Here is a 13063-nt window from a genome sequence, read left to right as displayed (position 1 = left end):
GCATCCGGAGCATGAAGTCATGACTGATTACGGACACACCCTGTCCTTCGGGCTGAGCCTCGACCCCGACGTGAACCGGCTTGACGAGACCAGGCTGCTGGCCACGGCCGCCGAGGACGGCGGACTGGACTACCTGGCCGTCCAGGACCACGCCTACCAACCCGGGCACCTGGACGCCTGGACCCTCATCACCCATCTGGCCACGCGGACGCGGCGCGTCTCGTTCCTCACCGATGTCGCGGACCTGCAGTTGCGCCCGCCGGCGATGCTGGCCAAGGCCGCGGCCTCGCTCGGCGTGCTGGCCGGGGGCCGGACCGTCCTCGGAGTCGGTGGCGGGGCGTTCGCCGACGCCATCGCGGGCATGGGCGGCGGGCGGCGCGGCGGCGGTGAGATGGTCGCCTACACCGAGGAGTCCTTGCACGTCATGCGGGCCGCGTTGAGCGGCGGCGGGGTGCGGTTGCGCAGCGACCAGCACACGATCGAGGGGTACGCGGCAGGTCCCGTGCCGCCCGCTCCCATCCCCCTGTGGCTCGGCGCTCAGGGCCCCAAGATGCTCGCCGTGACCGGCCGCGCCGCCGACGGCTGGGTCTCACCCCTCAACATCTACGTCCCGCCGGCCGAGGTGCCCGGCAAGCAGAAGACCATCGACGAGGCGGCTCGCGCGGCGGGCCGCGACCCGGCGGGGATACGAAGGATCTACAACGTGATCGGCGTGATCGGCGACGTCCGCGGCGGGCCCGGCCTGGCCGGCGACGCGCGCCGGTGGGCGGACACGCTCACCGAATGGGCGGTCGAGCTGGGCTTCGACACGTTCGTCTTCTGGCCGGTGGCCGAGCACCGGGTCCAGCTCGACGTGTTCGCCGCCGAGGTCGTCCCGGCCGTCCGCGAGCAGGTCGCCAGGACGCGGGGGCAGCGATGACACCCAAGCTCTCCCCGGTGCCGCCCGAGCTGCAGGGCAAGATCGTCGTTCCCGGGGACCAGCGGTATCGGCTGCTGCGCTCCACGTACACGACCGTGGCCGGCCCCGCCGCCGTGCTGCTTCCCGGAAGCACGGCGGAGGTGGCCGCCGCGCTGCGGTTCGCCCGCGAGCGGGGCCTGCCCTTATCGGTACGGAGCGGGGGTCACGGCCTGTCAGGGCGCTCCTCCAACGACGGCGGCGTGGTCATCGACCTGTCCTCGATGAACCGGGTCCAGGTGATCGACCGGGCGGCGCGGCTCGTCCGGGTGGAGGCGGGAGCGCGGTGGGCGCAGGTCGCTCAGGCGCTGTCACCGTACGGGCTGGCGATCAGCTCCGGCGACCACGGCAACGTGGGCGCCGGTGGGCTGGCGACCGGCGGCGGCATCGGTTGGCTGGTCCGTCACTACGGCCTGACCATCGACCGCATCCGGGCGGCCGAGGTCGTGCTGGCCGACGGGACCGCCGTGCGCGCCGACGCCGAGCACGAGCCGGATCTGCTGTGGGCGGTGCGCGGTGCCGGCGCGGGGGCCGGCATCGTGGTCGCCTTCGAGATCGAGGCGATCGAACTGCGCGACATCGGATACGCGCAGATCGCCGTGCAGGTCGACCGGGACGGCCGCGCGCTGCGGCGATGGGCCGACCACCTGGCCTCCGCCCCGCGCGAGCTGTCCACCGCCGTCACCCTGCTGCCGCACAGCCGGTCCCTGGTCGCCTCCATCACCGCCGTGGTCGCCGGCGGCGGCGAGCAGCGGCTGCGGGCGGCGGTCGAGCCGCTGCTCCGGATCGGCGCCACGCTGGACCAGCAGGCCCAGATCGCCCCGTACTCCGCCCTGGTCTCCATGGCGCACCTGCACGCCAACGTCGGCCAGCAGCCGAGCATGACCACCAACGGGCTGCTGACGGCCATGACCGACGAGGACGCGGCGGCGATCGTGGCCGTGGCGAGCGGGCCGCGCCGGGCGCTGGTCCAGCTGCGGTCCGTGGGCGGGGCGGTCAACGACGTGCCGGCGGACGCGACCGCGTACGCGCACCGGCGGCACGGCACGCTGGTGGTCGCCTCGGTGTTCCCGCCGGGTCGCGGCGCGGCACTGGACGTGGCCTGGCGCCCGCTGGCCGGACGGGTCGACGGTGCTTATGTCGGCTTCGAGAGCCGGCCGGACAAGGACGCCTTCGAGCGGATCTACCCCGGCGCGACCGGCGACCGGGTCAGGCACCTGTGGCACCGCTACGACCCGGACGGGGTCTTCGGGGCCCTCTGGCAGCTTCCGTAGGAGACACCGTGGTGCCGCTTCGCACCGCCAGGAGCTCGTTTCCGCCGCGCGATCCCGGACGGCTACCCTTTCGGAACCAGGTGCCGCTGGGGGTGGCGGCGTCGTTCGCGGGCTGGGCCGCCATGGCCGCCGTCGTGGTCGTGCTGACCGTCATCGCCACGATCGATCATCGCCTGGCCTCATGAGGGCAGGGCTTTCCCGCCCTTAGTGCAGACTTTTATGGCTGATTGCGACTTTTGTCTCTTTTGATAGGTAATGTGCGAACTCAGCGGCGTTCGATCGAGAACTCGGAATCGAGGCGCTATGAAGACAGCCGCGAGCACAGCACACCCGCACGAAGAGACGACGTCCGAAGTCCCGCAGGTGGAGATCACCCTCCGCGTCAACGGCGTCCCGCACGGGCTGAGGCTGGACGCCCGGGTCACCCTGCTGGACGCCCTGCGCGACCACCTCGGCCTGACAGGTGCGAAGAAGGGCTGCGACCAGGGCGCCTGCGGCGCGTGCACGGTGTTGCTGGACGGCAGGCGGGTGGTGTCGTGCCTGACGCTCGCCGCGCAGTGCGAGGACCGCGAGGTCACCACCGTGGAGTCCCTGTCGGAGTCGGGGACACCGCACCCCGTCCAGGCCGCGTTCGCGCGGCACGACGCGTTCCAGTGCGGCTACTGCACCCCGGGGCAGATCATGTCGGCCGTGTCGCTGCTGGCCGAGGGCCGGGCGGGCTCGGAGGAGGAGATCTGCGAGTTCATGAGCGGCAACCTGTGCCGCTGCGGGGCCTATCCGAACATCCGCAAGGCGATCCGCGACGTGGCGGCGGGGGGCTGAGGGATGCGTCCGTTCGAGTACGTGCGCGCCTCCGACGCCGGCCAGGCCGTGACCCTGGTGAGCGCCGACCCGGACACCTCCTACCTGGCGGGCGGCACCACGCAGCTGGACCTGATGAAGGACGGCGTGCTGGGCCCCGCCCGGCTCGTCGACATCACCCGGCTGCCGCTGGGCGGCGTCACGCACACCGGCACGGCCGTCCGCGTCGGCGCGACCACCACCATGGAGGAGCTGGCCGCCGATCCGGTCGTGGCCGAGCGCCTGCCGTTCGTCCGGGAGGCCCTGCTGCTCGGCGCCTCCACCCAGCTGCGCAACCTGGCCACCATCGGCGGCAACCTGCTGCAGCGGGCCCGGTGCCGCTACTTCCGCGACCCGACCGTCGAGGCGTGCAACAAGCGGAATCCGGGATCGGGATGCGCTGCCATGACCGGGTTCGCCCGGATGCACGCGATCCTGGGCACCAGCGAGCACTGCATCGCGCTGCACGCCTCCGACGTCGCGATCCCACTGGTCGCCCTGGACACCGTCGTCCACGTGCAGGGCATGGACGGGCCGCGCGGCATCCCGCTCACCGAGTTCCATCTCCCGCCGGGCGACACCCCGCACGTCGAGAACGTGCTGCGGCACGGCGAGCTGATCACCGCGATCGAGGTGCCGCTGCTGCCGCAGGGAGCGCGCTCGCACTACCTGAAGGTCCGCGACCGGGTCTCCTACGAGTTCGCGCTGACCTCGGCCGGGACCGCCCTGGTGGTGGAGGAGGGCACCATCCGGTACGCCCGGGTGGCACTGGGCGGGGTCGGCACGGTCCCGTGGCGGGCCTGGGCCGCCGAGGACGTCCTGCTCGGGGCGCCGGCGAACCGCGACACCTTCCACGCCGCCGCCGACGCCGCGCTGGAGGGAGCCAGGACGCTGCCCGGCACGGCGTTCAAGGTCGACCTGGCCAGGCGCACCCTCGTCCGCACGCTGGAGACCACCGCAGGAGTGGAAGCATGACCGCGATCATCGGTGCGGGCCTGGACCGCGTGGACGCCCCGCTGAAGGTGACGGGCAGCGCGCACTACCCCAACGACTTCGCCTACCCCGGCATGGCGCACGCGGCCCTGGTCCGCGCGACCGTCGCCGCCGGGCGGATCCGCGCCATCGACACCTCGGCGGCCGAGGCCGCGCCGGGCGTGCTGACCGTCATCACCCACCGCACCGCGCCGCAGCTGGAGCGGGGGCCGATGACCCTGCTGGGGCCGTCCCCGCCCGCCCCGCTCCAGGACGACCGCGTCCTGCACCACGGCCAGCACGTCGCCATCGTCGTGGCCGACAGCGCCGAGCAGGCCAGGCACGCCGCCACGCTGGTCCGGGTCGAGTACGAGACCGCCAAGGCCCTGCTCGACCTCGACGACCCCCGGGCGGAGATCGTCACCGACCCGTGGGGCCTGGACACCGAGCGCGGCGACGTGGCCGCCGGGTTCGCCCGATCGCCCTGTGGCAGGGCGACTCGCTCACCGTGCACGACTCCACCCAGTGGCCGCACACCGTGCGCACGTCGCTGGCGCGGATCTTCAAGATCCCCGAGAGCGGGGTCCGGGTGCTCGCGCCGTACGTGGGCGGCGGGTTCGGCGCCGGGCTGCGCATGTGGCCGCACGTCATCCTGACCGTGCTGGCCGCCCGCGAGGCCGGCCGGCCGGTGAAGCTCGTGCTGACCCGGCCGGAGATGTTCACCTCGGTGGGCCACCGCCCGTACAGCGTCATGCACATCACGATCGGCGCCACCCGGGACGGCGACCTGGTCGCGATCGACGCCGACGGCGTCTCGTCGGTGGCGATGGAGGACGACGACTACGAGCCGGTCTCGCTCTGCGCCGCCGTCTCCTACGCCTGCCCCAACGTGCGCACCCGGGACCGGCAGGTACGGCTCAACATCCCCTGCCCGGGCTCCATGCGGGCGCCCGCCGAAGGCCAGGGCAACTTCGCCCTGGAATCGGCCCTCGACGAGCTCGCCTACGATCTCGGCATGGACCCGCTGGAGCTGCGGCTGCGCAACCTCGCCGAGGTGGACCCGCTGTCCGGCCTGCCCTGGTCGAGCAACGCGCTGCGCGAGTGCTACCAGGTGGGCGCCGAGCGGTTCGGCTGGTCACGCCGCAACCCGGAGATCGGCTCGATGCGCGAGGGCCGCTGGCTGGTCGGGTACGGCCTGGCGGCGGTCTCCTATCCCGCCTACCAGGTGCCGTGCCAGGCTCGCGCCTCGCTGCACCGGGACGGGTCGGCGTTCGTGCGCAGCGCGGCCACCGACATCGGCACCGGCACGTACACGGTCATGACCCAGCTGGCGGCCGAATCCCTCGGACTGGACGTCGCGCGGGTGCGGTTCGACCTGGGCGATTCGGACATGCCATACGCGCCGCAGGCCGGCGGGTCCGGGCTCACCGGGGCGCTGGGCAACGCCGTGCACCTGGCCTGCCGGCGTCTCATCGGGGAGTTCCTCGACCTGGTCCGCGACGACGCGGACTCGCCGCTGCGCGGGGCCGGGCTCGGCGACGTCACCGTCAGCGAGGGGCGCGTCCACCTCGCCGGCGCCCCCGAGCAGGGTGAGGCGTACACCGACATCCTGGCCCGGCACGGCCTGGAGGAGCTGAGCGCCGACGGCAGGAGCACGCCGCCGCAGCCGGAGGAGCTCGGGATGGCGGTGGCGGGCGCGTTCGGGGCCAAGTTCGTCGAGGTGCGGATCGACCCCGACCTCGGGCTGCTGCGGGTGGCGCGGGTGGTCTCGGCCATCGACGGCGGCCGGATCCTCAACGGGAAGACGGCCACCAGCCAGATCATCGGCGGCACGGTCGGCGGCATCAGCCAGGCCATGTTCGAGGACACCGCCACCGACCCGGAGACCGGCCGCATCGCCAACGCCACCTTCGGCGACTACCTCATCCCCGTCAACGCCGACGTCCCGGACCTGGACGTGATCTTCGTCGGCGAGCCCGACCGGGCCACCCCGATCGGCACCAAGGGCGTCGGCGAGGTCGGCCTCGTCGGCGTGGCGGCGGCCATCGCCAACGCCGTCCACCACGCGACGGGCCGGCGCCTCCGCTCCCTGCCGATCACCATCGACCAGCTCATGCTCTGACCCGGCACCGAACCGGGCATGTCGGCCTCCTGCGGCCGTTCCCGGCTTCGGCGGTCAGGCGGGGGATCTCGGCGGTGGCGGTCAGGCGGGGGTCTCGGCGGTGGCGGTCAGGACCGCGCGGCCGAGGATGTGGCCGGCGATGGTGAAGCCGAGGTAGGCAGGGGTGGCCTCGGCCGGGACGCCGATGGTCTCGACGTCGAGGGCGTGCACCACGACGAAGTAGCGGTGCGGGCCGTGCCCCGCCGGCGGGGCCGCCCCGATGAAGCGGGCCATACGGGCGTCGTTGGGCAGCTGGTAGGCGCCCTCGGGAAGGCCCGATCCGGTCTCGTCGCCCGCGCCCTCGGGCAACTCGGTGACGGTGGCGGGGATGCCGGCCACGGCCCAGTGCCAGAACCCGGAGCCGGTCGGCGCGTCCGGGTCGTACACCGTCACGGCGTAGCTCTTCGTCCCCTCGGGGGCGCCGCTCCATGACAGCTGCGGAGAGACGTCCTTGCCGCCCGGGACACCGCCGGACATCTGCTCGGCGGGCCAGGGGGTGCCGTCGGCCAGCGTGGTGCTGGTGACGGTGAAGGAGGGCACCTCGGGGAGCCGGGCGAAGGGGTTGTTGATGCTCATCGCATTGTTCCTCTACGGAGATGGTGGGGTCGGCCGGACGGCGCCGTCGAGGGGCGCCGTCCGAACACAATCGACCATAACACGAATAATCGATTATTTGTCGAATCGTCTATGCTGGGCGGCATGACGCAGACGGCCGACACTTCGTCGAAGCAGATGCTCTCCGAGCGCGTGCACGCCCGGCTCCGGGAAGCGATCATGAGGGGCGAGTACGTCCCGAGCGAAGCGCTCAAGCCGCAGGAACTTGCCCAGCGGCACCAGGTCAGCCTGGCGGTCGTGCGCGAGGCCCTGGTGCGGCTGGTCGGCGAGGGCATCGCGGTCCGGCTGCCCAACCGCGGCTTCGCGGTCCCGGACTTCTCCGATCGGCGCTGGCAGGAGATCGCCGAGGCCCGCCGTACGATCGAGCCGGTCATGCTGCGCCTGGCGATCGAGCATGGCGACGTCGACTGGGAGGCGCGGGTGCGCGCGGCCCATCACCGGCTGGTCCGCACCCCGGTGTACGTGCCGGAGGAGGGCGACTACCTGAGCAGCGCGTGGTCCGAAGCCCACCGCGTCTTCCACCGGACGCTGCTGGAGGGATGCGGCAACCCGGTGCTGCTGGACACCTTCGACCGGCTGTGGACGGCCAGCGAGCTGGCCCGCCGCTGGTCGGCCCACCGGGCCCCCGGCCGCGACGGCGTCGCCGAACATCGCCGCCTGGAGGAGACGGCCCTGGCCCGCGACGCCGACACCGCCGCCGAGGTCCTGGCCCGGCACCTGACCCAGACCGTTGCCGACCTGACCTCCGGCCCCCACGACCACCAGGGGGAAGGACCGTGACGCCCGCCCCCGTACGGGGCTGCCGGCTCAGCGCGTCGGTGCGGGGGTGGGGGAAGGACGCGGGCCGCCCGCGCAGCCGGGGGGCGGCGTGACGCGACGAGCGCGACCGAAGGGTCTTCGTCGAGCTGTCTGCGGGTGAACGCCTCAGGACTCGTTCCTGACCAGCGGTCGCCCGTGCGCCCGGCGCCAGCGAAATCGCGCACCCTGCTCGGCGGGGTGGAGTGGAGGCTGCCGGAAGACCTGGAGGCGTCTCGTCAGACGGCCGCGCCCGGTCCTTCCACGGGGTCGATGTCGCCGGCGTGCATCGGCTCGCCGCAGTGGGCGCAGCGCAGGTCGACGCTGCTGATCTCGCCGCAGGCGTGATGGCGGTAGAGCACCGGCGGGCCGGCCTCGCCCGCCAGCCACCTGTCCCCCCAGGAGGTCATGACCATGAGCAGGTCGACCAGCTCGGTGCCCTTCTGGGTCAGGACGTACTCGTAGCGGGGCCGTTTGTCGTAGGGGCGGCGCTCGAGCACGCCCTCGTCGACGAGGTGGTTGAGGCGCTCGGTCAGCACCTTGCGCGAGATCCCGAGGTCGGCCTGGATCTGCTCGAACCGGCTCATCCCCACCCACACGTCACGCAGGACGAGCGGAGACCACGGCTCCCCGATCACGTCGAGGGTGCGCGCGATGGAGCAGGCCATCTGCCCGAAATTCGTGCGTTGCATGGGAGCACTCTACCAAATTGGGGTTCCCTTAGGGAACTCCGAGTGCTACGGTCATGGAGTCTCTTGAAGGAACTCCGAAAGGATCGCGCAGATGAGCAAGGTAATCAGCGCCCACGCGGTGTCGGTCGACGGTTACATCACCGGGCGCGATCCGGGCGCTGGGCGCGGGCTGGGGGACGGGTCGATGCTGTTCGACTGGTACTTCCACGGCGACACGCCCAGCCAGGTGTTCGACGGGTTCCGGCTGAGCGAGCCCAGTGCCCGGGTCTTCGACGCCCTCGCCGGACGCGTGGGCGCGATCGTGGCGGGGCGCAACACGTACGAGGACTCCGACCGTTTCGGCGGCGGCAGCCCGCACCCGGCAGCCCGCCTGTTCGTCCTCAGCCACCGGGCGGCACCGGAGATGACCGAGCGGCAGACCCTCGTCACCACCGGCATCGAGGACGCCGTCGCGGCGGCCCGCGAGGCCGCCGGCGGCAGGGACGTCGGCCTCATGGGCGGCGGCGTCGCGACCGAGGCGTTGAGAGCCGGGCTCGTCGACGAGGTGATCCTCCACCAGGTGCCGATCCTGCTCGGCGGCGGCCGCCCCTTCTTCCAGGAACTGCCCGGGCACGTACGCCTCCGCCTGCTCGAAGCCGTCTCGGCGCCGGGCGTCACCCACCTCCACTACCAGGTCGAGCGCTGACCCACCGACAACCGCAAGGAGAAGAACATGCTCACCCCCGACGTACGCCGCGTCCTCGACGGCACCTCGCTGGCCCACCTCGCCACCGTCCTGCCGGACGGCTCGCCCCACACCGTCCCGCTCTGGGTCGGCACCCACGGCGACCACGTCGTCTTCCTCACCGGCCCGCAGTCGCGCAAGGCCCGCAACCTGCGCCGCGACCCGCGGGTGGCGCTCTCCGTGGCGCCCGCCGACAACCCGCTCCAGCCCGTCATGGTCCGCGGCCGGGTCATCGAGTGGCTCGACGGCGACGCGGCGTGGGAGATCATCGACCGGATCTCGATGAAGTACATCGGACAGCCCTATTCCCGGGCAGAGGACCGCATTGTCGCCGTCATCGAGCCCGAGCGGCAGACCGTCGGTCTCAGCTGAGCCGCCCCTGCCCCCGTATGGTCCTCCTTGAGCAACGGCCGCGGCCGGCCGCCCACGCGCGGGGGCGGGGCGACCGGCCGGGCCGGACGGTGTCAGGTGACGGGTTCGATCCACACGTTGCGGAATCGAGGGTTCTCGCCGGGATCGCCGTGGTCCTGGAGGCGGATCCCGCCCGACGCCGCGCTCTCCGGGATGTTGTCGCCGGTCCCGCCGTCGATGGCCACGTCGTCGTGCACCACCACACCGTTCCAGACGACCGTCACCCGCGCGTCGTCCACCTTCACCCCCGCGCTGGTGTAGCGGGCCGCGCGGAAGGTGATCTCGTAGGTCTGCCACGTTCCCGAGGCGGTGGCCATGTTGCGGTCGGGCGCGCGCTTGGAGTAGATCGCGCCCGCCTCGTTGGCGGCCGGTGTGGTGTCCCCGAAGGACTCGAGGACCTGCACCTCGTAGCGTTCCTGGAGGAAGACACCGCTGTTGCCGCGCTGCTGCCCGGTCACGTCCGGCGGGTAGTCCGGCTCGTACCACTCGACGTGGAGCTTGAAGTCGCCGAACGTCTGCCGGGTACGGATGTCGCCGCCGTAGGACTCCATGGAGCCGTTGGCGACCGGCCAGGTCGCCGTCCCGCCTGCCCGCTTCTCCCACGCCGCCAGATGGGATCCGTCGAACAGCGTGATCCGCCGCGCCTTCGACACGGTGAGGTGGTCGAGACCGAGCTGTCCCGCGTCGCCGGAGTCGTACCTGTAGGCGATCCTGTTCGAGCCCCGCTTCAGGTCGAGCGCCTCGGTCTGGACGGCCCAGGCGTCCGGGCCGCCGGTGCCGGCCAGCCGCACCTGCCGGACCTTGGCCCCGTTGACGTACACGCTCACCGACGTGCCGGTGCCGGCCGCGTAGCGAAGCCCGACGTTGTGCCGGCCGGGGGAGTCCGTCCGCACGGTGAACGTCGTGCTCGCGCCCGCGGTCGTGTAGCCGTCGACGTAACCCTTGCCGGTGTGACCCTGATGGTCCGTGCCCACCTTCGCGCCACCGCGCAGCTGGGCGTCCTCCGCCTCGAGCACCGGCCGCGCGGCCACGGTGATGGAGTCCAGGTTGACGTTGCCCGCGTCGCCGCTGTCGTACGTGTAGGCGATGGTGTTGGCGCCTGCCTTCAGCGCGAGCGGTTCGACCCGGGTGGCCCACAGGTCCCACGTCTCCGTGGTGGGCAACGGCACCTGCCTGACCTTGGTCCCGTTGACGTACACGCTCAGCGACTTGGTGCCGGGCGCGGGGTTCGGGCCGTTGGAGTAGCGCAGGCCCACGTGGTACGTGCCGGTCTCGGCCGCCCGTACGGCGAACCGCGTGGCCGCTCCCGCGGTCCAGTAACCGTCGACGAAGCCGCTGCCCGAGTAGCTCAGATGGTCGGTGTTGAGCTTGGCGCCGCCGCTGTGCGACGCGCTCTCCGCCTCGTACGTGGTGTCCGCCGCCGGGCCGCCGACCATCGAGTTGAGCGTGTACCAGGCTTCGGTGCTCCACAGCGGCTGCCCCGCTGCCGAGCTGAACGGACGCGGTGACCGCAGGTGCACCACGCGCCCCGGCTTCAGGCCCGGGATCTTGAGCGTGACCTTTTTCCCGCCGGCGGTCAGCTTGGCGGAGGTGACCGTCAGCGGCTCCTCGTCCACCTTGGGGCCACCGTAGGTGGCGGCCGCGACGTACCGCCACTGGGTGGCCTGGTACCTGGCCGCCAGCGAGGCGGCGGTCTCCGCCGACAGCGGCTGCGTGTACTCCAGCTCGAACCCGCCCTCCACCGCCCGCATCCTCAGGATGTCGAACGCCTTGTCGCCGCCGGGGGTCAGCTTCTGCAGGCCGTAGGTGAGCTTGCCCGGCTGGCCCCAGTTCCCGCCGGCGCCCAGACCGCCCGCGTAGACGGCGCCGTCGGGCCCCAGGCTGATCCGGTTGATCCCCGCCTCGAGTCCCTGGGTGAAGCGGAAGACCGCGCCCTGGTACTCCCCGTTGACCTTCTCGAGGTAGGCCCGCTGGATCCCGCCGTAGGTGACGTCGCCGAACAGCAGCTGCCCCGCGAACCTGCCCCGCTTCATGAGCAGCGGGGTGCTGGGGGAGTTGGCGATCTCGTTGTGCGGCAGCCACAGCATGGGCGGGCTCACCAGGTTGCCGTCGAACGGGCCGTCGGGGTTGGTGTAGTGGTTGAAGAACCGGTCCTTCTTGACGTGCACCAGCTTCGAGGCCGGGAGCCAGCCGCCCTGGTTGTCGGTGACGAACAGCTCACCCTCCGGGCCCCAGCCGAGCCCGTTGGGCGTGCGCAGGCCGCCGGCGATGTACTCGACCTTGCCGGTGGCCTTGCTGACCTTGATGGTCGTGCCCCGGTCCGGCGCCGGCTGCGGGTCGGTGGTGGCGCCGCCGTAGTTGATGGCGACGGAGAGGTTGAGGTAGAAGTGGCCGTCGCGGTAGAGCAGCCCGAACGCGAACTCGTGGAAGTTGCCGCCGAACGGCCAGCTCGCCACGGTCCTGAGGGTGTCGGCGACCTCGTCGCCGTCGGTGTCGTTCAGCTCCACCAGCCGCGACTTCTCCGAGACGTAGAGCTTGCCGTCCACGTACTTGATGCCCATGGGCTCCTGCAGCCCCTCGGCGATCTTCTTGGTGGTCACCCGCGCGGGTGAGGTCTCGCCGGTGACGTTGCCGAGCAGGTGGACCTCGCCGGTCTTGGTCTCCGAGCCGCCCCACGTGGTGATCGCCAGCCGGCCGTCGGGCAGCCAGTCCATCGCGGTCACCTGCGGCTGGAAACCGGCCGGGCGCAGGTCGGTGAGGGTGAAGTCAGGGTGTACCGACTCCAGGGGCAGCCCGTCGCCGGGGGAGTCGGCGCCGCTCTCGCAGTCCTTGCGCCCGGGGGCGGTGACCCTGACCACGTCCGCGTCGGTGCTCAGCGCCGAGGTCGGTACGAGGGTGAACGCGGAGGCTCCGGGCGGCTTCCACTCCAGCTTGAGCTGCTGGCCGTACAGGTGCTCGAAGTGGTCGACGCGCAGCGCGTGGTAGCCGGTGGTCAGGGTGATCGTGCCGTCCACGGCGATCGGCCCGTGCCGCCCGTCGTTGGTGATCACGACGGTGTCGTCGATGCTCAGCCGCGAGCCGTCGTCGCTGGTGAGCCGGAACTCGTACGTGCCCGGGGCCGGGATGTCGATGTTGCCGATGGCCTCGGTGACGAACATGTCGGTCAGGCCGAAGTCGGCGTCGGAGGTCCAGTCGATCGTGGGCATCAGCTTGTCGACGTTGGGGGTCTGACCGGGCTTGAGCGTGCAGAGCTTGGACAGCTCGACCTGGACGTCGTAGGTGCGCAGGGTGATGCCCGGCTCCTGCGGCGGGACCGCCGCGTGCGCTTGAGCGGGTACGACCAGGCAGGCGAGAGCGGTGATCATTAAGACGGATAACAGGGGTGATTTCCGCATGGCCTGTCCCATCTCGGAGAGGGTGCCGCGTTCGGCGTGGGCGGGGGTGTGGCATCGCCGGGACGGCTGCGATCCATCGACGGATGCCGGGTCTCATTCGCTGGAACGGGGAGGGGTAATGCTGCTCTGCGCCGTAATATAAGTCGAGATCTTCGACTTGCCCATACCCTTTCGCCGAAAATCGATAGAAGTCGTGACATGTCCGGGCGGAAGGACAAGGCCGGAGGCA

13 protein-coding genes are annotated in these 13063 nt (G+C 71.8%); 10 read left to right on the top strand and 3 right to left on the bottom strand.

The window, feature by feature from the left end:
- The first annotated feature begins 19 nt into the window (after positions 1-19).
- From ACBJ59_RS30440 to ACBJ59_RS30410, 7 genes are all read left to right on the top strand, one after another.
- Positions 20-919 (top strand): LLM class flavin-dependent oxidoreductase, encoded by a 900-nt coding sequence (locus ACBJ59_RS30440; RefSeq protein ID WP_375113640.1) that lies wholly within the window; start codon positions 20-22, stop codon positions 917-919.
- Entirely contained in the window at positions 916-2229 is a 1314-nt protein-coding gene (locus ACBJ59_RS30435) for an FAD-dependent oxidoreductase (protein ID WP_375113639.1), read from the top strand. The genes ACBJ59_RS30440 and ACBJ59_RS30435 overlap by 4 nt, the downstream gene beginning before the upstream one ends.
- Before the next feature lie 11 nt (positions 2230-2240).
- On the top strand, positions 2241-2414 hold the full coding sequence (locus tag ACBJ59_RS30430; protein WP_375113638.1) for a hypothetical protein: 174 nt from the start codon (positions 2241-2243) through the stop codon (positions 2412-2414).
- Between the two features lie 118 nt (positions 2415-2532).
- Entirely contained in the window at positions 2533-3051 is a 519-nt protein-coding gene (locus tag ACBJ59_RS30425; RefSeq protein WP_375113637.1) for a (2Fe-2S)-binding protein, read from the top strand.
- A 3-nt stretch (positions 3052-3054) separates the two neighbouring features.
- Entirely contained in the window at positions 3055-4044 is a 990-nt protein-coding gene (locus ACBJ59_RS30420) for an FAD binding domain-containing protein (RefSeq protein WP_375113636.1), read from the top strand.
- Positions 4041-4697, top strand: coding sequence for a hypothetical protein (locus ACBJ59_RS30415; RefSeq protein WP_375113635.1), 657 nt, complete (start codon positions 4041-4043; stop codon positions 4695-4697). Before ACBJ59_RS30420 ends, ACBJ59_RS30415 begins: the two co-directional genes overlap by 4 nt.
- On the top strand, positions 4580-6163 hold the full coding sequence (locus ACBJ59_RS30410; RefSeq protein ID WP_375113862.1) for a xanthine dehydrogenase family protein molybdopterin-binding subunit: 1584 nt from the start codon (positions 4580-4582) through the stop codon (positions 6161-6163). The genes ACBJ59_RS30415 and ACBJ59_RS30410 overlap by 118 nt, the downstream gene beginning before the upstream one ends.
- A gap of 81 nt (positions 6164-6244) precedes the next feature.
- On the opposite strand, the gene ACBJ59_RS30405 is transcribed toward ACBJ59_RS30410, so the two are convergent.
- Positions 6245-6778, bottom strand: a complete 534-nt coding sequence (locus tag ACBJ59_RS30405) for a YbhB/YbcL family Raf kinase inhibitor-like protein (protein ID WP_375113634.1) — start codon at positions 6776-6778, stop codon at positions 6245-6247.
- Between the two features lie 123 nt (positions 6779-6901).
- Here ACBJ59_RS30405 and ACBJ59_RS30400 point away from each other — a divergent pair, with 123 nt between their 5' ends.
- Positions 6902-7597 carry a GntR family transcriptional regulator gene (locus ACBJ59_RS30400; protein ID WP_375113633.1) on the top strand — a complete coding sequence of 232 codons (696 nt, stop codon included), beginning with the start codon at positions 6902-6904 and terminating at the stop codon, positions 7595-7597.
- Positions 7598-7851: 254 nt separating this feature from the next.
- On the opposite strand, the gene ACBJ59_RS30395 is transcribed toward ACBJ59_RS30400, so the two are convergent.
- Positions 7852-8304: a winged helix-turn-helix transcriptional regulator gene (locus ACBJ59_RS30395; RefSeq protein WP_375113632.1), complete on the bottom strand. Its 453-nt coding sequence runs from the start codon at positions 8302-8304 to the stop codon at positions 7852-7854.
- 91 nt (positions 8305-8395) lie between these two features.
- Between ACBJ59_RS30395 and ACBJ59_RS30390 the strand changes: the two genes are divergently transcribed.
- The gene (locus tag ACBJ59_RS30390) at positions 8396-8989 is read left to right on the top strand and encodes a dihydrofolate reductase family protein (protein WP_375113631.1); all 594 of its coding nucleotides are present in this window, start codon (positions 8396-8398) and stop codon (positions 8987-8989) included.
- A gap of 27 nt (positions 8990-9016) precedes the next feature.
- Positions 9017-9400, top strand: coding sequence for a PPOX class F420-dependent oxidoreductase (locus tag ACBJ59_RS30385; protein ID WP_375113630.1), 384 nt, complete (start codon positions 9017-9019; stop codon positions 9398-9400).
- A gap of 92 nt (positions 9401-9492) precedes the next feature.
- Here the strand turns inward: ACBJ59_RS30385 and ACBJ59_RS30380 are convergent, their stop codons facing one another.
- Complete coding sequence (locus ACBJ59_RS30380; protein WP_375113629.1) at positions 9493-12804, bottom strand: family 16 glycoside hydrolase; 3312 nt, start codon at positions 12802-12804, stop codon at positions 9493-9495.
- Between the last annotated feature and the right edge of the window lie 259 nt (positions 12805-13063).

This window comes from Nonomuraea sp. MTCD27 (assembly GCF_041950495.1).
Taxonomy (GTDB): Bacteria; Actinomycetota; Actinomycetes; order Streptosporangiales; family Streptosporangiaceae; genus Nonomuraea.
This window is presented reverse-complemented; position numbering and strand designations above follow the sequence as displayed.